This window comes from Falsiroseomonas sp., assembly GCF_041690465.1.
Classification (GTDB): domain Bacteria; phylum Pseudomonadota; class Alphaproteobacteria; order Acetobacterales; family Acetobacteraceae; genus Falsiroseomonas.
In genome coordinates this window covers 22,156-42,610 of record NZ_JAWLHG010000015.1, presented here as the reverse complement: position 1 = coordinate 42,610, position 20,455 = coordinate 22,156, and the positions used below count along the sequence as shown (strand labels likewise).

Genomic DNA, 20,455 nt, shown 5'->3' with positions numbered 1-20,455 from the left:
TGCCCAGGGCGCAGCGTCGTGGGAGCACATTCCCACACAAGGGTCCCGATGGCCAGCCTGCGGCCCGGCCTTTCCGCCGGCAGGCTTTCCCCCGCGGCTACAGCTGCTCCTCGACCGGCAGCACGAAGGCCAGCCAGGCGACGAATTTCCGCCGCCACGACGCCCCCGGCTCGGTGTGCAGCACGCGCTCCCGGCCGTGCAGCAGGTCGCGCCAGGCCACACGGCCGCCGCGCAGCTCCACCTTCCAGCTCACCGCCGGGTCCATCAGGCGCTGCTGTTCCTCCGCCACCTCCCGCGCCACCGCGGGGTTGTGGATGAAGGCGCCCATCTCGGTGTTCAGCGCCGCCGAGCGCGGATCGAGGTTGAAGGAGCCGACGAAGGTGCGCAGCCCATCCACCACCAGCGCCTTGGTGTGCAGCGCCGCGCCGCCGCGCGAGCCGAACAGGCTGGCCTTCTCCTCGAAGGGGCCGGGCTTCAACTCGTACATCTCCACCCCGGCGTGCAGCAGCCCGCGGCGGTAGCGCATCATCCCGCCATGCACCGCGACCACGTCGGTCGCGGCCAGCGAATTGGTCACCACGCTGATCGCGACCCCGCGCGCGCGCAACTCCCGCAGCAGCGCGAGCCCCTGCCGGCCGGGCACGAAATAGGGCGAGATCAGCCGCACATCCCGCTTCGCCTCGCGCAGCGCATCGGCGATCTCGGCGGCGATGCCGCCGGCCGCGCGCGCCCGCTTGCGCGCGCCGAGCCCGCGCTTCGCCTTCTCCGGCGGGTCCGCCACCACCTGCACCGCGTCGCTGCCCACCAGCGTCAGCCCGCGGCGGATGTGCCGGGCCGGATGCTCGGCCAGCGGCGCCAGCAGCCCGGCGGCGGCCTCTGCCCGGGTTGCCGCCTCCAGCTCCGGCCGCAGCCGCGCCAGGCCGCCGCGCGCTTCCGTTGCGGTGCTGACCTGCGAGGCGGGGCGGGCGAGCGGGCTCTGCCAATAGCGGTCGAACACCGCGCAGGCGCCGGCGGCGGGCGGCCCGGCCAGCACCAGGTCGAGGTCGCGGAAGCTGACCGAGCCGTCGATGTCCAGCCCGAAATACTCGTTGCCGATGTTGCGCCCGCCGACCACCGCGAGCTGCCTGTCGGCAATCCAGTTCTTGTTGTGCATGCGGCGGTTGAGATGCCAGCCGCCGAAGGCGAATTCCAGCACGTAGCCCAGCCGCCCGAAGCGCCGCCAGCGCGCGCCGTTGAACAGCCGGATCTCGATGTTGGGGTGGGCGTCGAGCGCGGCGATGGTGCGCTCGTGCCCGATCGCATAGGCATCGTCGAGCAGCATGCGCACCACGACGCCGCGATCGGCGGCCGCCACCACCTCATGCGCCAGCAACTGCCCGGTCAGGTCGCCGCGCCAGACATAGTATTGCAGGTCCAGCGTACGCCCCGCCGCGCGGGCGGAGGCGGCGCGGATGGCGAAGGCGTCCGGCGCCTGGCACAGCACCGCCACGCCCCCCTGCCGCCGCGCCGGGACGCTGCGCAGCCCGAGACAGGCCAGCGCCGCCTGCACCGCGCGTTCCAGCCGCGTGGGACCCTGGCGCTCCCCCTCGCTGTCCGGCGGACGGATCATGGTCTGGGACATGCCGATCCCCGCTCTTCGCAACCCGAACGGCCACCGGCCGGCGCAGTTCTGGCAGCCTGGCCCGGCCTGCCCGCCGCTTCGCGGCCTATGCTGGCGGCGTCGGTCCTTGACCGATGCCGAGGCCGCGAATGCGGCCCGCCGCAACTGCGTCATGCGGAACGGATGCCTGCGGCATGACGCAACCAAGCCGGCGGAGCCGGCGCCCAGGGCCTGAGGGCACAAGAAAGCTGATACCAGCGGTCAACGAAGTCGGCCGTTGGTATCAGGCCGCCGCGCGGATGCCCGCGAAGGTGTCGGCGATCGCAGCCAGGTGCAACCGCGCGGTCAGCGGCAGGTGGTCGGAGGCGACGCGCGCCAGCGGGCTGTCATGCACCTCCACATCGGAGACCAGGGGCTGCGGCCAGGCCAGGATGCGGTCGAGCGGCAGCACCGGCATGCGGGTCGGGAAGCTGGCCGGGCCGCCATTCACCTGCCCGAACAGCGGCGCCAGCCCGCGCAGCGAGGAACGCTCGCCCGGGTTCCATTCATTGAGGTCGCCGCAGAGCACGGTGGGCATCGGCTCCGCTTCCTGCAGCGCGGCGAGGACGGCGGCGGATTGCCGCTTGCGGCAGCGCGGCAGCAGGCCGAAATGCGCCGCGACCACCCGCAGCGGCCCGTCGCGCAACTCGATGTCGGCCACCACCGCGCCGCGCGGCTCGGCGCCGGGCAGCGCCAGGCGGCGCAGCCGGGCGCGGGTGCCGGGGCGGACCAGGATGGCGTTGCCGTGCCAGCCATGGCCGTCCGGCAGGTCCGAGACCGGCAGCGGCACCAGCCCGGCCTGCCTCTCCAGCAGCTTCGTATCGAGCAGCCCGATCCGCCGGCCGAAGCGGCGATCCGCCTCCTGCAGCGCCACCAGGTCGGCGCCCAGCTCGGCGATCACCGACACCGAGCGATGCGGGTCGAAGCGCCCGTCGGTGCCGACGCATTTGTGCAGGTTCCAGGAGGCGATGCGCAGCTCGCCCTCGGCCGGCGTGCGCGGCGGCGCCGGGCTGCGGCGCCGTGCCTCGCGGAATTCCGCCAGCAGCTGCCGCACCGTTGCGCCGGTGGCGCGCAGATGCTCGGCGACCCGCAGCGTCTCGGGCGCGCGCAGCCGCCGCTTCGGGGCGGCGGTCGGGGAGGTCGTCCGGTCGAGGGGCGGGGCGGGGCGTCTGGACAAGCTGATCAAATGATGGGGCCTCCGGAACGGGCTGCCAAGTCCGCAAGCCTGCGCCTGAGACATAAAGATATCATTATGCCTAGGGGCTACGCCCTTGGCCGGCCCCCTCCCCCGTGCTACGCGCCCTCCGTTCAGCAAACGGGTGAAAGTGCCATGGCCGCCGACTACGTCGTGAAGGACCTCTCCCTGGCCGGTTGGGGCCGCAAGGAGATCTCGATGGCCGAGGACGAGATGCCCGGCCTGATGGCGGTGCGCGCCGAATACGGCAACGCGCAGCCGCTGAAGGGCGCGCGCGTCGCCGGCTGCCTGCACATGACCATCCAGACCGCCGTGCTGATCGAGACGCTGAAGTCGCTCGGCGCCGATGTCCGCTGGTCGTCCTGCAACATCTTCAGCACGCAGGACCACGCCGCCGCGGCGATCGCCGCCACCGGCACGCCGGTCTTCGCCGTGAAGGGCGAGACGCTGCCGGAATACTGGCAGTACGTGAAGCGCACCCTGGAATGGGGCGATGGCGGCACGCCGAACGTGCTGCTCGACGATGGCGGCGACATGACGCTGCTGGTCCATTACGGCCTGCGCGCCGAGCAGGGCGACGTGGCCTTCCTCGACAAGCCCACCAACGAGGAGGAAGAGGTCTTCTTCGCCCTCATCAAGGATTGCGTGAAGACCAAGCCGGGCTGGTTCGCGCAGTTGGCGAAGAACATCGTCGGCGTCTCCGAGGAGACGACGACGGGCGTGCATCGCCTCTACGTGATGGCGAAGGAAGGCCGCCTGCTGTTCCCGGCGATCAACGTCAACGACAGCGTCACCAAGTCGAAGTTCGACAACCTCTATGGCTGCCGTGAATCGCTGGTGGACGCGATCCGCCGCGGCACCGACGTGATGATGGCCGGCAAGATCGCGATGGTCTGCGGCTTCGGCGACGTCGGCAAGGGCAGCGCCGCCAGCCTGCGCAACGCCGGCTGCCGCGTGATGATCAGCGAGATCGACCCGATCTGCGCGCTGCAGGCGGCGATGGAAGGCTACGAGGTGGTGACGATGGAGCAGGCCGCCCCGCGCGCCGACATCTTCGTCACCGCCACGGGCAATGTGGACGTGATCACCGTGGACCACATGCGCGCGATGAAACACCGCGCGATCGTGTGCAACATCGGCCACTTCGACAGCGAGATCCAGGTCGCCGGCCTGCGCAACTTCAAGTGGGACAACGTCAAGCCGCAGGTGGACGAGATCGAGTTCCCGAACGGCAAGCGGATCATCCTGCTGTCCGAAGGCCGCCTGGTGAACCTCGGCAACGCCACCGGCCATCCGAGCTTCGTGATGTCGGCGTCCTTCACCAACCAGACGCTGGCCCAGATCGAGCTTTGGACCAACCCGGGGAAGTACGAGAAGAAGGTCTACACCCTGCCCAAGCACCTCGACGAGAAGGTCGCGGCGCTGCACCTGGCCAAGGTCGGCGCGACGCTGACGAAGCTGACGGAGCAGCAGGCCGGGTATATCGGCGTGAGCGAACAGGGGCCGTTCAAGGCAGACCAGTACCGCTACTGACGGCTGCGCGAGCCGCGCGGGCATGGCCGCCAGCGCGGCCGTTGCCCGCCCGGCTCGCGTCGGCGTCGCATCAACCCTGGCGGTCAGGTTGTGCTGGGCCAAGGTGGGTTCTACCACCGCACCTTCACACTGTGTCAGGGGCATGTCAGACACTTCCGCGCCTCGTGCCGACGCCCCGGCTTCTCCGCCGCCCGCCAGGCGCATGCGACGACTGCGTGGCTTCCTCCTGCTGCTGGCCCTTGCGCTGGTGCTGCCCGCGCTCGGCCTGGGCGCGGCGAGCACTGGGCAGGCCGTGCTGGCCTACCGTGCCGCCTTCGAGCGCCGGCTGGAGGACACCGCGCGCGCCCTGGCGCAGGCGGTGGACCGGGAGATCGCGATCTACGAGGCCACGCTGACCGGCCTCGCCACCGCCCGCCTGCTGGACGCCGAAGCGACGGAGGCGGACCTCGACGTGTTTGCGGAGCGCGCCCGCGCCATCGCCGAGGCGCTCGGCAGTTCCATCAGGCTGATCGGCCCTCCGCCCGAGTACCGCAGCCTGCTGCACACGGCCCTGCCGCCCGGCGTGCCACTCCCCTCCGGGCTGCGCCTGCCGCCGCAGGAGGCGCCGCTGCCGCGGGTCTTCGCGACCGGGCGGCCGGCGCTCGGCGGGGTGGCCCGCGGCGCCGCGCTGGACAGGGACGTTGCGTTCCTCTTCGTGCCGGTGATCCGGGACGGCCGGGTGATCCGCGCGCTCGGCATGGCGCTGGACCCGGCACGGCTGGCCGATGTGCTGCGCCCGCAGCACCTGCCCGAAGGCGCCCTCGCCGCGGTGACCGACAGCCGCGGCAACGTCGCCGCCCGCTCGCGCGACCACCAGCGCTTCGTCGGAACGCCGGCGCCGGCGTGGTACGGCCCGGCGATGGCGGGGCGCGGCAGCGGCTTCCTGCACGGCCCCACCCTCGAAGGCGAGCAGGCCGTGCTCGGCTTCGCGCGCGTGCCGTCGGCGCCCGGCTGGACCGTGGCGGTCGCGGAATCGCGCGCCGCCTACGATGCGAGCTGGCAGCGGCCGCTGCTTGCGCTGGCGCTCGGCGGCGCGCTGGTCCTGGCGCTCGGCATGGCCATGGCGATGTGGCTCGGGCACAGGCTGCTGCGCCCCCTCTCCGCCCTGGCCGCCGATGCCGAAGCGGTGGCCGCCGCCGCCCCCGGCCAGGCACCGCCCGCGCCCTCCGCCGCGCCCTCCTCCGTCGTCGAGTTCGAGGCGCTGCGGCGCGGCTTCGTCGCCGCCGACGCGGCACTGCGCGAGCGCGCCGCGGCGGCGCGCGCCGGCGAGGAACGGCTGCGCCTGGCCGTGGAGGGCACCGGCATGGCCACCTGGGACCTCGATGCCGCCACTGGCCGCCTGGTCTGGTCGCGCCACCATTTCCTCATGCTCGGCCACGATCCCGACGCCCCCGAGGAGGCCACGATCGAGATGTGGCGCGCGCGGGTGCATCCCGACGACCTGCCGCATCTGGATGCCGCCTGGGCCGAAGCGGAGCGGCAGGGCGCGCTGTTCCACGTGACCTACCGCATCCGCCGTGCCGATGACGGCAGCCTTCGCTGGATGGAATCCTATGGCCGCTTCATCCGGCCGGCCGCCGGCGAGCCGGGCCGCTTCGTCGGCGTGATGTTCGACATCACCGAGCGCAAGGCGGATGAGGAGCGGCAGCGGCTGCTGATGCGCGAAGTGGACCACCGCGCCAAGAATGCGCTCGCCGTCGTGCAGTCCGTGGTGCGGCTGACCCGGGCGCCGGATGCGATCAGCTTCGCCGCCGCCGTCGAGGGGCGGGTGCGGGCGCTGGCGCGCGCGCATGAACTGCTCGCCGCGGACCGCTGGGAGGGCGCCTCGCTGCGCGACATCGCCGCCGAGGAGCTGGCGGCCCATGTCGAGGCTGGCCAGGTGCGGCTCGAAGGGCCGTCGCTGCGGCTGCGGGCGGAGGCGGTGCAGCCGCTCTCCATGGTGCTGCACGAGCTGGCCACCAATGCGGCGAAGCACGGCTCGCTCTCCCGGCCCGGCGGCACGGTGACGCTGGTCTGGCGGCTGGATGCGGCGAGCGGCATGCTGCACCTGTGCTGGACCGAGCGGCAGGGGCCGGAGATCCAGGGTCCGCCATCACGCCCGGGCTTCGGCTCGCGCCTGGTCGAGGCGACGGTGCGTGGGCAGTTGGGCGGCAGTGTCGCGCTCGGCTGGGAGCGCAGCGGCCTGCGCTGCGAGCTGACGATCCCCGCCAGCCGACTGGCCGCGACGGAGAAGCCGCCGGATGCGGCGCCGCGGAAAGCCGCCTTGTCGCCGGCCGACACGGCGTTCCTGCGTGGCCTCCGCATCCTGGTGGCGGAGGACGAGCCGCTGATCGCCACCGATGCCGCCGAGACGCTGCGCGCGCTCGGCTGCGAGGTGGTGGGCCCGGCCAGTACCCTGCCGCAGGCCCTGGCGCTGGCCGAGGGCGGCGGGCACCTGGACGCGGCGGTGCTGGACGTCAACCTCGGCGGCCAGCCGAGCTTCCCGTTGGCGACGCTGCTCGCCGGCCGTGGCGTGCCGGTGGTCTTCGCCACCGGCTACAGCGAATTGCCGGAGGGCAGCGGCGGGGCCGGGGCGGCAGTGCTGCGCAAGCCCGTGGCGCCGGTCGAGCTCGCGGCGGCCCTGCGCGCCGCCATCGGGCCGGCCGCGGCCTGAGGCGCCCGCCCTACCGCTCGCAGCGGATCATCAGTGTGCTGCGATGCGCGACCTCGCCCACATCTGCCGCGCTGCGGTCCGGCCCACGGCTCTCGGCGCCGCGGAACGCCACGCCGGCGCGGCCGAGGAAGGCCTGCGCGGCCTCGCCCTTCACCGCGAAGTTCACGTTGTCCACGTTCTGCACGCGGCTGCTGTCGAGCTTCGCCACCACCACCCCGACCACGTTCCCCTGCATGTCGAGCAGCGGGCCGCCGGAATTGCCGGGCTGCACCTCCGCGCTGATCTGGAAGTTGGCTTGGTCGTTGCGGATGCCGCCGAGGGCGTTGATCTCGCCCCGCGTCAGCTTCGGATCGGCCGAGAGCAGCCCGGCCAGCGGGAAGCCATAGGCCACCACGCTCTCGCCGCGCCGCACCGCCGGCGCGGTGCGGAACGGCAGCACGGGGCCCGGATTGCCCGGGATGCTCAGCACCGCGAGGTCCAGCGCCGCATCCACCCGCGCCGGCGGCACCGCCGCCAGCCAGCGGCCATCCGGCGTGCGGGCGATGATCCGGTCGCAGCCGGCCACCACATGCTGGTTGGTCAGCACCCGGTCCGGCGCCACCACGAAGCCGGTCCCGGAGGAGACCCGCCGTGCATTCGGGTTTGGCCGTGCCTGCGCCACCGCCGGCGCGGCCGGCGCCGGGGCGGCGGCGGTGGCGAGTTCCACCCGCGGCTCGGCGCAGATGTCGCGATCGCGTGCGATGCTCTCCCGCCCGTCGCCCAGCACAAGACGGATGTCGAAGCGGCAACCCGCTTCGGGGTTCACCCGCATGTTGAACGCCGAGCCGGAGGGCAGCGGCCCGCGGTTCAGCAGGTTCGAGCCCCAATCCGTCCGCCCGCTGCGCACCGCATGCAGCGCCGTCGCCGGCGCCCCCGTGCGGTTGACGATCCGCACCGGCCCGTCCGGCGGCGCCGGCGTCTGGGCGGCCAGCGGCAGGGCCAGGCCGAGGAGCAGGGCCAGGGAGGGCAGCAGGGTGGCTCGCATGGCCGTGATGTCGCGGGCCCGCTTCGCCGCGTCAACGGGGCCACCTTCCGTTCGCGAACCTGCGCCAGATCAAGGTGCACGCCTTCCGGGCAGGGCAGGGTTGCATCAGGCCGCAGGATCGGGCGTTGACCTTCCCATTGTGGGAAACCCGATATTGCCGGACATGGAACCGAACCCCACCGCGATGCCCGAGGCACCGCTCGCCACCGCGCCCCACCTCTCCCTGCCCGTGGAGGGGATGACCTGCGCCTCCTGCGTCGGCCGCGTCGAGCGTGCGCTGCGCAAGCTGCCCGGCGTGGCGGAGGCGCATGTGAACCTCGCCTCCGAGCGCGCCGACGTCACCGGCACCGCGACGCCGGCCGAGCTCGCCGCCGCCATCCGCGCCGCCGGCTACGCCGTGCCGGAGACGGAACGCAGCATCGGCATCGAGGGCATGACCTGCGCCTCCTGCGCTGGGCGGGTGGAGCGCGCGCTGGCCAAGGTGCCCGGCGTGCTCTCGGTGAACGTCAACCTGGCCGCCGAGCGCGCCACGCTGCGCATGCTCGCCGGCGTGGAGGATGCCGCGCTGGCCGCGGCGCTGGCCAAGGCGGGCTACCGCCTCGCCGCCATCCCCGACGACGCGGAAGCCGAGGAGGAGGCCGCCAACCGCCGCCTCGCCCGCCAGGGGCGGGAGCTGGCGCTGGCCGGCGCGCTGACCGCGCCCTTCCTCGTCGGCATGCTCGGCATGCCCTTCGGGCTGGACTGGATGCCCGGCGCCTGGGTGCAGCTGGCGCTGGCCGCGGCGATGTTCGCCTGGTTCTACCCGCGCTTCGCCCGCGCCGGCTGGGCGGCGCTGCGCGACGGCACCGGCAACATGGACCTGCTGGTCTCGATGGGCACCGGGTCCGCCTTCCTGCTCTCGCTCTGGGTGATGTGGCGGCAAGGCACGCACCACCCGCACGGCCTCTACTTCGAAGCGGCCGTTGTCGTGCTGTTCTTCGTGCTGCTCGGCAAATGGCTCGAGGCGCGCGCCAAGCGCGGCACGGGTGCCGCCATCCGTGCGCTGCTGGCGCTGCGCCCGCGCAACGCGCATCGCCTGGATGCCGACGGCACCGAGCATGAGATTCCCGCCGCCGCGCTGGTGGTCGGCGACCGCGTCGCCATCCGCCCCGGCGAGCGCATCCCGGTGGATGGCGAGGTCGAGACCGGCGAGGCCGGCGTGGACGAAAGCGCGCTGACCGGCGAATCCCGCCCGGTCGAGAAGGCACCCGGCGCCAAGGTCTCGACCGGCACGGTGGTGCTGGACGGGCGGCTCGTGCTGCGCGCCACCGCGGTCGGCGGCGACACCACGCTGGCCCGCGTGGCCGCGCTGGTCTCCGCCGCGCAGGCCAGCCGCGCGCCGGTGCAGAAGCTGGTGGACCGCGTCAGCGCCGTCTTCGTCCCCGTGGTGGTCGGGCTCGCCGCGCTCACGCTGTTCGGCTGGCTGCTCGCCGGCGTGGGCGTCGAGGAGGCTGTCCTGCATGCCGTCGCCGTGCTGGTCATCGCCTGCCCCTGCGCGCTCGGCCTCGCCACGCCCGCCGCCATCATGGCCGGCACCGGTGCGGCCGCGCGCGCCGGCATCCTGATCCGCGACGCCGAGGCGATCGAGCGCGCCAAGTCGGTGGACCTGGTCGCCTTCGACAAGACCGGCACGCTGACCGAAGGCCGCCCGCGGCTGGCCGCGCTGCACCCGGCCGAGGGCATGGACGCCGCCGAGGCGCTGGCGCTCGCCGCCGCGCTGCAGGCCGGCAGCGAGCATCCGCTGGCCAGGGCGGTGCTCTCGGCCCATGGCGCCGCGCCGGCCGCGGTGGAGAATTTCCGCGCCCTGCCCGGCCGCGGCGTCGAGGGCAGCGTCGGCGGTCGTCGCCTGGCCCTCGGCAGCCCGCGCCTGCTGGCGGAATCCGGCGCCGAGCCCGGCCCGCTCGCCGCGCTGGCGGAGGCCGAGGCGGGGCAGGGCCGCACGCTCGCCTGGCTGGTGGACGTGACGGCGCATCGCGTCCTCGCCGGTCTCGCCTTCGAGGATTCGGAGAAGCCGCGCGCGGCGGAAGCCGTGGCGGCGCTGCGCGCGATGGGTGTCGAGGTCGCGATGCTCTCCGGCGACATCGCTCCCGCGGCGAAGGCCGCCGCGGCGCGGCTCGGCATCACGCGGGTCGCCGCCGAGATCCTGCCGGCGGACAAGGCTGCGCAGGTCGCGGCGTGGAAGCAGGAAGGGGCCCGCGTCGCCATGGTGGGCGACGGGGTGAACGACGCGCCGGCGCTGGCGGCGGCCGATCTCGGCATCGCCATGGGCACCGGCACGGATGTGGCGATCGCCGCTTCGGGCGTGACGCTGATGCGCGGCGATCCGGGCCTGGTGCCGGCGGCGCTCGACGTCACCCGGCGGACCTACGGCAAGGTGAAGGGAAATCTGGCATGGGCATTCGCTTACAACCTGCTGGGGCTGCCCCTGGCGGCGCTCGGCTTTCTCTCGCCGATGCTGGCGGGGGCGGCCATGGCGATGTCGTCGGTCTGCGTGGTGGGGAACGCGCTGCTGCTGGCGCGGTGGCGGCCGAAGCATGCGATGGGCGGAGCGCGGAGCCCACGGTAGCGGGCGAGCACCGCAGGCCAGGATCGCATCCGACGGGACGCGGCATGACCATCGGCGAAGCGGCCGCGCGTTCCGGCGTCTCGGCGAAGATGATCCGGCACTACGAAGCGATCGGGCTGATCGAGGCGGAACGCCGTGCCAACGGCTATCGCAGCTATGGCGCGCAGGACGTGGCCGTGCTGCGCTTCATCCGCCATGCTCGCGACCTGGCCTTCCCGCTCGAGGACATCCGCAGGCTGCTCGCGCTCTGGCGCGACCGCACGCGGGCGAGCGCCGAGGTGAAGCACCTCGCCCTCGGCCATGTCGAGGCGCTGGAGGCGAAGGCCGCGTCGCTCAACGCCATGGCGAGCAGCCTGCGGCATCTGGCGCAGCATTGCGCGGGTGACGATCGGCCAGACTGCCCGATCCTCACCGAGCTTGAAGGGAAGACGGCATGACGATGGAACTGAAGGTTGCGGGCATGACCTGCGGCCATTGCGTGAAGGCGGTGACCGAGGCGATCCGCGCCAAGGACCCCGCCGCGAAGGTCGAGGTCGTGCTGGCCGAGGGCCTGGTGCGCGCCGACACCACCCTGCCGCGCGCCGAGGTCGCCGCGGCGGTCGAGGAGGAAGGCTACAAGGTCGCCGCCTGACGGCGCGGGAGGGTCGCCGCCAGGCGGCGCAGGAAGGTTCGCCGCCTGGAGGCGCGGCGCCGTCAGGCCAGGATCAGGTCGGCGTAGTCCAAGCCCTTCAGCCTGACGATGTCGCCATCGCCATCCAGCCGCAGCACCAGCCAGGAGCCGGTGTCGCGCCAGGCGACGATCGAGGCGCCGCCGAGGTCCAGCATGTCGTCCGCCCCGAAATCGAGGATGCGCGTGATCTCGCGCCGCCCGTTCGCGGTTTCGTCGCCCAAGGCGATGATGTCCATCCCGCCGCCGAGCCGCAGCGTGTCGACCACCCCGCCGAGCGGGCGGAACAGCTCGGCATGCGCCGTGCCGATGAGCCTGTCGTAGCCCTGCGTGCCGACCACCTCGAGCCGCTGCACCTCGATTTCCACGGTCACCGGCGCAGAGGCCAGCTCGCCGTCGAAGGCCTGGTAGACGAAGCTGTCCACTCCCGCGAAGCCCCTGTCGGGCGCGTAGGAGAAGCCGCCGAGCAGATCGAGGTCGAGCGCCCCGTTCGACGTGCCGGAGACGAGCAGCGGCCGCAGCAGGTCGCCGTCCGGGTCGGTGTCGTTGGCCAGCACGCCGTAGCCGAGGCCCACCAGGATGTCCCCCGCCGGCACGCAGTAGAAATCGGGGAGGGCCACTGGCGCCCCGTTCACCTCCTCGCTGGCGGCGCCCTGCACCAGCAGGGTCGATTTGCGAGATTTCACCGGCATTCTGCACAGCTCCGTCACTAGCCAAACCGCACCTTGTTCGGTGCGCTCCAGACAATGTGAGCAATTCTGCGCCGTATCTCAAGAAACCATTTCGGGAGCAGCAAATGAGGCGGGGCCGGCCCGTCCGTGGCGGGTGCCGTAACCGCCCGCGCCGTGCCGGCGAAGCGGCAAGGGGCCACGCAGCCTGCAAGGAGCCACGAGGATGGCAGCCATTGCCCTCGCCCGCCGCGGCGCCGTCCCGGGGCTGCTGCCGGCGGCGCCCGCCGCGCGCCCGTCGTCGCTGTTGACGGGCGCGCCCTGCTCGGCGGCGTCTCAGGCCGCGGGGCGGATGTTGTGGTTCACGTGGAAAAGGTTCGCCGGGTCGTAGCGCTTCTTCACCTCGGCGAGCCGCCCGTAGTTCTCCCCGAAGGCGGCCCTGACGCGTGCCTCGCCTTCGTCCTCCATCATGAAGTTGGTATAGGCGCCGTCGAGGTCGAAGGGGTGCACGGCATCCCAGTAGGACTTCGCCCAGCGCGTGACCTGCCCCGCCATCTGCGGGTTCGGGTCGATCCCCGCGATCACCATGGACCAGGTCGCGTCGCGGCAGTTCCAGGCCGTCGCGTCGTTCGCTACGCGCTGCACCGCGCCGTCGATCGGATAGAGATGCATCAGCGACAGCTCGCTCGGCGTGCGCGCCGCACTGTCGAGATGCGCCTCGATCGCCTCGTCGGAGAGCGAGCGCACGAAATCGCCGCGCCAGTACCACTGCATTCCTTTCGGCATCAGCGGGTCGAACATGGCCTGCAGCGCGGGATAGGGCATGGCGCCCATCCAGTTGAACCAGGGCTCCGGCAGTTGCTCCAGCAGCGGCTGCATCGCCTTGCGGCCCTCGCTCTCCTCGCCGGCGTAGCAGCACATCAGCAGGCAGATGCGCTTGCCCCAGAGCGGCTCCGGGAAGGGCGCCGTGGAGGGCACCGTCTTCAGCCCGAGGAAGACGCCGAGCTCCTCCGGCATCTTCGGCAGGGCGTCGCGGTAGGCGCGCATCACCTCGCGCGCATGCGCCTGGTCCCAGGCGATCGGGCCGGCAAAGACGGTGCTCACCGGATGCAGGCGGAAGAGGAAGCTGGTGACGACGCCGAAATTGCCGCCGCCGCCGCGCAGCGCCCAGAACAGGTCCTCGTTCCGCTCCGGGCTGGCGACGACCATCCGGCCATCGGCGAGCACGACATCGGCCTCGAGCAGGTTGTCGATGGTCAGCCCGTATTTGCGCGAGAGATAGCCATGCCCGCCGCTCAGCGTCAGCCCGGCGATCCCGGTGGTGGAGATGATGCCGGCCGGCACGGCGAGGCCGAAGGCGTGGGTGGCGTGGTCCACGTCGCCCTGCGTGCAGCCGGCCTCCACGCGCGCGGTGCGCGCCTGCGGGTCCACGCGCAGCCCGCGCATGCGGGACAGGTCGATCACCAGCCCGTCGTCCACGCTGCCGAGGCCCGCCCCGTTGTGGCCGCCGCCGCGCACCGCGATGTCGAGCCCGGCCTCGCGGGCGTGGTTCACCGCGGCGATGACGTCGGCGACGTCGGCGCATCGCGCCACGGCCAGCGGGCGCTTGTCGAACATGCCGTTGTAGAGCGCGCGCGCCTCGTCATAGCCGGGGTCGCGCCGGCCGATGACCTCTCCACGCAGCATCGTCCTCAGGGTCGCAACCGCATCGTCACTCATGCCGTCCTCCGTTCCAAAGGGACTGCTGGACATGATGGGTTGCCGGGACTGTGCGCCTCTCGGGCAGGGCGCCGCAACGCCCTGGTGGCGTCCTCCGGTCGCGTTCGCGCGATCGCGACGCGGCCTATTCCAGCCTCGCGCCTTCCGGCACGCGCATGCCGCGCATCACCGCCGGCCGCGCGCCAATGGCGGCGAACCAGCGGGCGAGGTTGGGGAACTCCTCCAGCCGCATCTCCGCCCAGCCATGCTTCGCGACCCAGGGATAGGCGGCGATGTCGGCAACCGAATAGGCATCGCCGGCGAGGACATCCCGCCCTTCCAACCGCGCATCGAGCAGGCGGTACACGCGCTCCACCAGCCCGATGCTGTGCCGCCGCGCCGCCTCCGGCTTCTCGGGCGCGAGCTCCGTCCAGTGATGCGCCTGGCCGGTGAAGGGGCCGAGCGAGGTCAGCGCCAGCATCAGCCAGGCCAGCGTCTCGGCGCGCGCCGGGCCGGCGTCCGGCAGGAAGCGGCGATGCGTCTCGGCCAGGTGCAGCAGGATCGCGCCGCTCTCGAACAGAGGCGGCGCATCGTCCTCCACCAGGATCGGCACCTTGCCATAGGGGTTGAGCGCGAGGACCTCCGGCGCGAACTGCTCGCGCGCACGGATGTTCACCGGCCGCACCTCGTAGGGCAGGCCGAGCTCCTCCAGCATGATCGCGACGCGGTGCGAATTGGGCGTGGCCCAGCCGTAGAAGCGCCGCATCTCAGCCCCGCCTGCGCACCCGCGTCGACCAGATGTGCCAGAAATAGGTGGCGAGGATGCCGCCGACCACGACGTAGGAGAGCGGCTCCAGCCAGCCCTCGACCTGGTCGTAATGGTCCTCCATCCAGTAGCCGGCGCTGGCGAGGGACAGGATCCACACCGCGCTGCCGAGCCCGGTCCAGAGATAGAAGACAGGGCGCGGGATATGCGCGAGCCCCGCCGGGATCGAGATCAGCGTGCGGATCGCCGGCAGCAGCCGGCCGAAGAACAGCGCCACCGGGCCGTATTTGCGCAGCGTCCGCTCGGCCTTGTCGAAATCATCCGCGTCCACCGCGAACCAGCGCCCGTAGCGCGCGAAGAGCGGCCGGATGCGCGCCGAGCCGATGGCGCGCGCAAGCTCGTACCAGAAGGCGTTGCCGAGCAGCGTGCCCGCCACGCCCGCCAGGATCGCCAGCGTGAAGTTCATCTGCCCGCGCGCGGCGGCGAAGCCGGCCAGCGGCATGATCACCTCCGAGGGGATCGGCGGGAACAGGTTCTCCAGGAACATCAGCGCCATCACGCCGGGCCAGCCGCCCGCGGCGACGATGTCCGTCACCCACTCGATCATGTTTCGGTGCCCTCAAGCGCGTCGTGCCGAAGGCACGCCTGCGGCGTGACGCGCCCGCTCCGCGGCCTTGGCTGCGCGCCACCTGGCGCCGCGGCCATTCGGCCGCTCGGCCTGCGCAAAGGCGCAGGCCGCCTGCTGGTCTTCGGCGCCGAAGCGTTCATCCGTCCACTCCGTAAAGGCTGATCGCGACACGGCGGCCGCGGGAATAGTTGAAGCCGGTGACCGTGCCATGCTCGCGGAGCACCAGCCCGCGCTCCGCCGCCGCCGCCCGGAACGCCGCTTCCTGCCGGTCGTCCACCGCCGCCAGCCGCCCCGGCGCCGCGGCCAGGAAGGCCGCCGCGGCGGGGCCATCGGTCAGCAGCCTTATGCCGCCGCCCATCGCGAACTGCAGCGACGGCTCGTGATAGCCCACCACGCCGAACCGCTCATCCGGCAGGCCCGGCTGCGTCTGCCGCACCAGCTCCGCCAGCCGCGGCGAGATCCAGGGCGAGACCAGGCGCGGCAGCACACCCTCCAGCACCACCCAGTTCAGCGGCACCGCCAGCGCCACCGCCAGCAGCCCCGCGCGCGCCGGCGCCCCCTCGCGCAGCGCCCGCAGCACGAACACCACCAGCGCCGCCGCCACCGGCACGCCGAGCGTCGCCACCGGCGAGATCCGCCCATCGGCCAGGAAGGGCAGCAGCGCCGCCGCCGCCGCCAGCCCCGCCGCCGCGGCGACCAGCCCGAACACCGAAAGCCAGCGCAGCCAGCGCGGCGGCTCCTGCCGCAGCGGGTCCATCGCCCAATGCGCCGCCAGCAGCATCAGCGCCGGGAAGGCCGGCAGGGTGTAGTGCGGCAGCTTGGTCGTCACCGCCTCGAACAGCAGCCAGATCGGCACCGCCCAGGCCAGCAGGAAGCGGGTGGAGGGCTGCAGCCGCTCCGCCCAGGCCTGCGGCAGTGCGCGCAGCACCAGTAAGGCGGCGGGGAAGGCAGCGACGCCGAAGGTCGCGACGTAGTAGCCCGGCGGCCCCCAATGGTTCTCGTCGGCGCCGCCGACCTTGCTCAGCATGTCGCCGCCGACCGCCTCGGCCAGGAAGCGCCCCTCGGTGGCGATGGTCACCGCGACGAACCAGGGTGCGGCGGCCAGCGCCATCAGCGGAATGCCCCAGCCCGGCCGCAGCGCGCGCAGCCAGCCGGCGCGGTTGCGCCAGGCCTTGTCCGCGACCGCCAGCGTGATCCCCGCCAGCAGCGGCACCGCCGGCCCCACCGGCCCCTTCAGCAGCACCGAGGCGCCGAGCACCAGCCAGAACCCGGCCGCCTGGCCCGCGCCGAAGGCCGCCGGGTTGAGATAGGCCCGCCCCATGAGCCCCATCGCGATCGTCACCGTGCCGAGCAGCGCGGCATCGGTCTTGGCGATATGCGTCTCCATCGCCAGCACGAAGCAGGAGGCGAGCAGCGCCGCGCCGAGGAAGGCCGCGCGCCGGCCCACCAATGCACGGCCGAACTGGAAGGTCGCCAGCACCGCCAGGATCGCGCCCGCCAGCGACGGCAGCCGATAGGCCCAGATGCGGTCGCGCGCCTCCGAATGGATGCCGAGCGTCTCCAGCGCATGGACCGAGGCGGCCTGCGCCCAGTGGATGCCGGCCGGCTTCTTGTTGCGCTCCACCTCGCCGAGCTGGATGCGGACATAGTTGCCGCTCTCGACCATCTGCCGGCTGGCCTGGGCGAAGCGGCTTTCGTCGCGGTCGCCGGCGGGGATGCTGCGGAATCCCGGCAGCCAGAGCGCCAGGCACAGCAGGACGAGCCAGAGATGCGGGCGCCGCGTCTCCGGCAGCCTGTCCAGGAACTCGCGGGCGCGCTGCATCGCGGCGCCCCTAGCACGCCCCCGCCGGGGGGACCATAAACCCCGCTACATGCCCGAACAGCCGAGACGACAAGCCCGGCCCGCCGCCGCGCCGGCCGCCGGCGCCCCCGCCCGCAGCGCGGCGCTGGCGCTGCTCGAAGCCGTGATGCAGCGCCGACGGCCGCTGGAGGAGGCGCTGGACGCCCTCCCCGCCCAGCTCGCCCCGCGCGACCGCGCCGCGGCGCACCGCATCGCCGCCGCCGTGCTGCGCCGCGCCGGCAGCCTGGACGCCGTGCTGGAGCCCTTCCTGCACCGGGAGCCGCCGCCGGTGGTGCGCGCCGCGCTGCGTGCGGGCGCGGCGGAGCTGCTGCTGCTCGGCACCCCCGCCCATGCCGCCGTCGCCGCCACCGTCGCCGTGGTGCCGCGCCCCTTCGCCGGCCTGGTCAACGCCGTGCTGCGCAAGGTGGCCACCGAAGGCCAGGCCGCGCTGGCGGCGCTGGATTCCGAGCGGCTGGACACGCCGCCCTGGCTCTGGAGTGCCTGGCACGCGGCCTATGGCGAGGCCGTGCGCGACATCGCCCGTGCGCACCAGCGCCCGGTGCCGCTCGACCTCACCCTCGCCCCCGGCGCCGCGCCGCCGGAGGGCGCGGAGATCCTGCCCACCGGCACCGCCCGCCTGCCCGAAGGCACCCGCGTGGCCGACCTGCCCGGCTTCGCCGAGGGCGCCTTCTGGGTGCAGGACGCCGCCGCCGCCCTGCCCGCGCGGCTGCTCGGCGCCCGGCAAGGCGAGCGCATCGCCGATCTCTGCGCCGCGCCGGGCGGCAAGACCGCGCAGCTCGCCGCCGCCGGCGCGCAGGTGGTGGCGGTGGAGCGCGATCCGCGCCGCCTCGGCCGCCTGCGGGAGAACCTGGCCCGGCTGAAGCTCGAGGCCGAAACGGTGCAGGCCGATGCCGCCGCCTGGGCGCCCGGCGAGAGCTTCGATGCCGTGCTGCTCGATGCGCCCTGCACCGCGACCGGCATCATCCGCCGCCATCCCGACATCCCCCACCTCAAGCGCGCCGCCGACGTGCCGCAGATGGCCGAGGCGCAGGCCCGGCTGCTGTCGCAGGCGGCGACGCTGCTGCGCCCCGGCGGGCGGCTGGTGCTCGCCACCTGCTCGCTGCAGCCGGAGGAGGGCGAGGCGCATCTCGCCCGCGCCGCCGCGCTCGGCCTGCGTCCCGACCCGATCCGCGCCGAGGAGCTGCCCGGCCTGGACGCGGCGCTCACCCCGCGCGGCACGCTGCGCACGCGGCCCGACATGTGGGCCGAACGCGGCGGGCTGGACGGCTTCTTCGCCGCGCGCTTCGTGAAGCCCTGATGGGGGCGCTGCCGCCGGTGCCGCCCCGCGACCCGGCCCGCCGCGCCACCCTCGCCACCCCGACCGCGCCCGCCGCCGGCATCGGGCTGGTCACCGGCACGCCGGCGCGGCTGGTGCTGCGCCCGGCACCGCCCGGCACCGGCATCCTATTCCGCACGCCAGGCGGCGCCGAAGTGGCGGCCGATCATCGCGCCGCGCGCATCGCCCCCTTCTGCAGCGCGCTGCAACTGCCGGGCGGCGCCCTGCTGCGCACGCCCGAACACCTGCTCGCCGCCCTCGCCGCCCTCGGCGTGGACGATGCGATCGCCGAGCTCGAAGGCGAGGAGGTGCCGATCCTCGATGGCAGCGCGCTGCCCTGGTGCCGGCTGATCCTCGCCGCCGGCGTTGCCGAAGGCGACGCGCCGCGCCGCCGCCTGGCGCTGCGCCGGCCGGTGGAGTTGTCGCGCGACGGCCGCCTTATCCGCGCCGAGCCGGCGGAAACGCCGCACTTCGACGTGTCGCTCGACCTTGCCGGCTGGGGCAGGCTGCACTGGGCAGGTGCGCCGGCCGGCGAGGTCTTCCTCGCGGAACTCGCCGCCGCGCGCAGCTTCGGCCGCTTGCGCTGGGCGCTGCCGGCCGCGCTGCTGGCGCGGCTGACGCGAAGGCCGGCGCTGCGCGGCGCCGGGTTCGCCAACACCGCGCCGCTGATCGGCGGGCGCATCCTGGGGGGCGCGCGGCTGCCGGCCGAGCCGGTGCGCCACCGCGCCCTCGACCTGCTCGGCGACCTCGCCCTGCTCGGTGCGCCGCTGCTGGCGAAGGTGACGGCGTGGCGCCCGAGTCATGCGATGAACCAGGCCTTCCTGCATCACCTGCTGGCGCAGACCGACGCGCTGGTGCCGCTGGAGGGTTGACAGCCGTCTTTTCGCCTGCCGGCGCTTGCCGTAGATGTGGCAGCCACGTCGTTCCGGGAGGACTCCGCAACATGAACCGCCGTGCCCTGATGGGCGCCGCCGCCACCGCGCCGGTCGCCCTCGCCACCCCCGCCCTCGCCCAGGCCCTGCCGGAGGTGCGCTGGCGCGTGCAATCCTCCTTCCCCCGGGTGTTCGACATCCTGTTCGGCACGCTGGAGCGCATCTCGGCGCGCGTCGCGCAGCTGACCGACGGCAAGTTCCGCATCCAGGCCTTCCCGGCCGGCGAGATCGTCGGCGGCCTGCAGGTGCTGGACGCGGTGCAGGCCGGCACCATCGAGGCCGGCCACACCGCCTCCTACTACTTCATCGGCAAGGATGTCGGCTTCGCGCCCTTCACCGCGATGACCTTCGGCCTGACCACCCGCCAGCTCACCTCCTGGTTCAAGTTCGGCGGCGGCAACGAGCTGGCCGACGAGTTCTTCCGCGAATACAACATCGTCGCCCACACCGCCGGCGACACCGGCGCGCAGATGGGCGGCTGGTTCCGCAACGAGATCACCTCGGTGGACCAGTTGCGCGGCCTCAAGTTCCGCATCACCGGCCTCGCCGGCCAGCTCTTCACCCGCCTCGGCGCGTCGCCGACGCTGATCGCGCCGGCCGACATCTATCCCTCGCTGGAGCGCGGCGTGATCGACGCGGCCGAGTTCGTCGGCCCGCATGACGATCTGCGTGCCAACTACGTGCGCGTCGCCCGCTACTACTACGCGCCGGGCTTCTGGGAGCCGGGCGCGCGACTGCACTTCATGTCCAACCAGCGCGCCCACGCCGCCCTGCCCGACAGCTACAAGGCCGCCCTCGAGGTCGCGTGCGGCGAGGCCGATGCCGAGATGGTGGCGCGTTACGATGCCGCGAACCCGGCCGCGCTGCGCCGCCTGGTCGCCGCCGGCGCGCAGCTGCGCTTCTGGCCGCGCCCGGTGCTGGAGGCCGCCTGGAAGGCGAACGAGGAGCTGAACGCCGAGCTGATGGGCCAGAACCCCAAGTTCCGGAAGATCATGGAGAGCTACCTGCGGTTCCGCACCGACGCCTACCAGTGGTTCCGCGTGTCGGAGAACAGCTTCGACAACTTCGCCTTTACCGCCGCCCAGACGGTGCGCTGACCTCTCCTCCCCCTCCTCCGCACGTTCGGAAGGAGGGGGAACCGCCCCCGGCGGCTGCCGCCTTTCCCGCTCTTCATGCCAACCCGCGTGGTCATCCGCGCCGGAGCCGGGTAAGCAGCGGCGCCTTCCGGAGCG

Annotated in this window: 16 protein-coding genes; 8 read left to right on the top strand and 8 right to left on the bottom strand. The window is 73.3% G+C overall.

The features are described from left to right. Positions 1-97 precede the first annotated feature (97 nt). The gene (locus ACESM1_RS15925) at positions 98-1,621 is read right to left on the bottom strand and encodes a phospholipase D family protein (RefSeq protein WP_372621654.1); all 1,524 of its coding nucleotides are present in this window, start codon (positions 1,619-1,621) and stop codon (positions 98-100) included. 262 nt (positions 1,622-1,883) lie between these two features. Then, a complete protein-coding gene (locus ACESM1_RS15920) occupies positions 1,884-2,816 on the bottom strand; it encodes an endonuclease/exonuclease/phosphatase family protein (RefSeq protein WP_372621652.1) in 933 nt (310 codons plus the stop codon). Positions 2,817-2,969: 153 nt separating this feature from the next. On the opposite strand from ACESM1_RS15920, the gene ahcY reads away from it, so the two are divergent. Together ahcY and ACESM1_RS15910 are read left to right on the top strand one after the other, a co-directional pair. Beyond that, positions 2,970-4,367 carry an adenosylhomocysteinase gene (gene ahcY, locus ACESM1_RS15915; protein ID WP_372621651.1) on the top strand — a complete coding sequence of 466 codons (1,398 nt, stop codon included), beginning with the start codon at positions 2,970-2,972 and terminating at the stop codon, positions 4,365-4,367. 202 nt (positions 4,368-4,569) lie between these two features. Beyond that, entirely contained in the window at positions 4,570-7,059 is a 2,490-nt protein-coding gene (locus ACESM1_RS15910) for an HWE histidine kinase domain-containing protein (protein ID WP_372621649.1), read from the top strand. Between the two features lie 10 nt (positions 7,060-7,069). Here the strand turns inward: ACESM1_RS15910 and ACESM1_RS15905 are convergent, their stop codons facing one another. Further along, positions 7,070-8,083, bottom strand: a complete 1,014-nt coding sequence (locus ACESM1_RS15905) for a trypsin-like peptidase domain-containing protein (RefSeq protein ID WP_372621647.1) — start codon at positions 8,081-8,083, stop codon at positions 7,070-7,072. 163 nt (positions 8,084-8,246) lie between these two features. On the opposite strand from ACESM1_RS15905, the gene ACESM1_RS15900 reads away from it, so the two are divergent. From ACESM1_RS15900 to ACESM1_RS15890, 3 genes are read left to right on the top strand one after another with little or no spacing between them, the layout of a single operon-like run. Next, the gene (locus ACESM1_RS15900) at positions 8,247-10,688 is read left to right on the top strand and encodes a heavy metal translocating P-type ATPase (protein WP_372621645.1); all 2,442 of its coding nucleotides are present in this window, start codon (positions 8,247-8,249) and stop codon (positions 10,686-10,688) included. Between the two features lie 44 nt (positions 10,689-10,732). Further along, complete coding sequence (locus tag ACESM1_RS15895; RefSeq protein ID WP_372621643.1) at positions 10,733-11,125, top strand: Cu(I)-responsive transcriptional regulator; 393 nt, start codon at positions 10,733-10,735, stop codon at positions 11,123-11,125. Beyond that, positions 11,122-11,319: a cation transporter gene (locus ACESM1_RS15890; protein ID WP_372621641.1), complete on the top strand. Its 198-nt coding sequence runs from the start codon at positions 11,122-11,124 to the stop codon at positions 11,317-11,319. Before ACESM1_RS15895 ends, ACESM1_RS15890 begins: the two co-directional genes overlap by 4 nt. A gap of 62 nt (positions 11,320-11,381) precedes the next feature. Here the strand turns inward: ACESM1_RS15890 and ACESM1_RS15885 are convergent, their stop codons facing one another. The 5 genes from ACESM1_RS15885 to ACESM1_RS15865 all read right to left on the bottom strand — a co-directional run bounded on the left by ACESM1_RS15885 (position 11,382) and on the right by ACESM1_RS15865 (position 16,937). Further along, a complete protein-coding gene (locus ACESM1_RS15885; protein WP_372621640.1) occupies positions 11,382-12,047 on the bottom strand; it encodes an Ig-like domain-containing protein in 666 nt (221 codons plus the stop codon). 312 nt (positions 12,048-12,359) lie between these two features. Beyond that, positions 12,360-13,742 carry an FAD-binding oxidoreductase gene (locus tag ACESM1_RS15880; RefSeq protein ID WP_372621638.1) on the bottom strand — a complete coding sequence of 461 codons (1,383 nt, stop codon included), beginning with the start codon at positions 13,740-13,742 and terminating at the stop codon, positions 12,360-12,362. 124 nt (positions 13,743-13,866) lie between these two features. Beyond that, a complete protein-coding gene (locus ACESM1_RS15875; RefSeq protein ID WP_372621636.1) occupies positions 13,867-14,487 on the bottom strand; it encodes a glutathione S-transferase family protein in 621 nt (206 codons plus the stop codon). Position 14,488: 1 nt separating this feature from the next. Further along, a complete protein-coding gene (locus ACESM1_RS15870; protein WP_372621634.1) occupies positions 14,489-15,094 on the bottom strand; it encodes a DedA family protein in 606 nt (201 codons plus the stop codon). Between the two features lie 157 nt (positions 15,095-15,251). Next, positions 15,252-16,937 carry an ArnT family glycosyltransferase gene (locus ACESM1_RS15865; RefSeq protein ID WP_372621632.1) on the bottom strand — a complete coding sequence of 562 codons (1,686 nt, stop codon included), beginning with the start codon at positions 16,935-16,937 and terminating at the stop codon, positions 15,252-15,254. Positions 16,938-16,986: 49 nt separating this feature from the next. Here ACESM1_RS15865 and ACESM1_RS15860 point away from each other — a divergent pair, with 49 nt between their 5' ends. The 3 genes from ACESM1_RS15860 (at position 16,987) to ACESM1_RS15850 (ending at position 20,320) form a co-directional block, all read left to right on the top strand. Further along, a complete protein-coding gene (locus ACESM1_RS15860) occupies positions 16,987-18,273 on the top strand; it encodes an RsmB/NOP family class I SAM-dependent RNA methyltransferase (RefSeq protein ID WP_372621630.1) in 1,287 nt (428 codons plus the stop codon). Further along, a complete protein-coding gene (locus tag ACESM1_RS15855; protein ID WP_372621629.1) occupies positions 18,273-19,163 on the top strand; it encodes a UDP-3-O-acyl-N-acetylglucosamine deacetylase in 891 nt (296 codons plus the stop codon). The genes ACESM1_RS15860 and ACESM1_RS15855 overlap by 1 nt, the downstream gene beginning before the upstream one ends. A 71-nt stretch (positions 19,164-19,234) precedes the next feature. Then, entirely contained in the window at positions 19,235-20,320 is a 1,086-nt protein-coding gene (locus ACESM1_RS15850) for a TRAP transporter substrate-binding protein (protein ID WP_372621627.1), read from the top strand. The last annotated feature ends 135 nt before the right edge of the window (positions 20,321-20,455 follow it).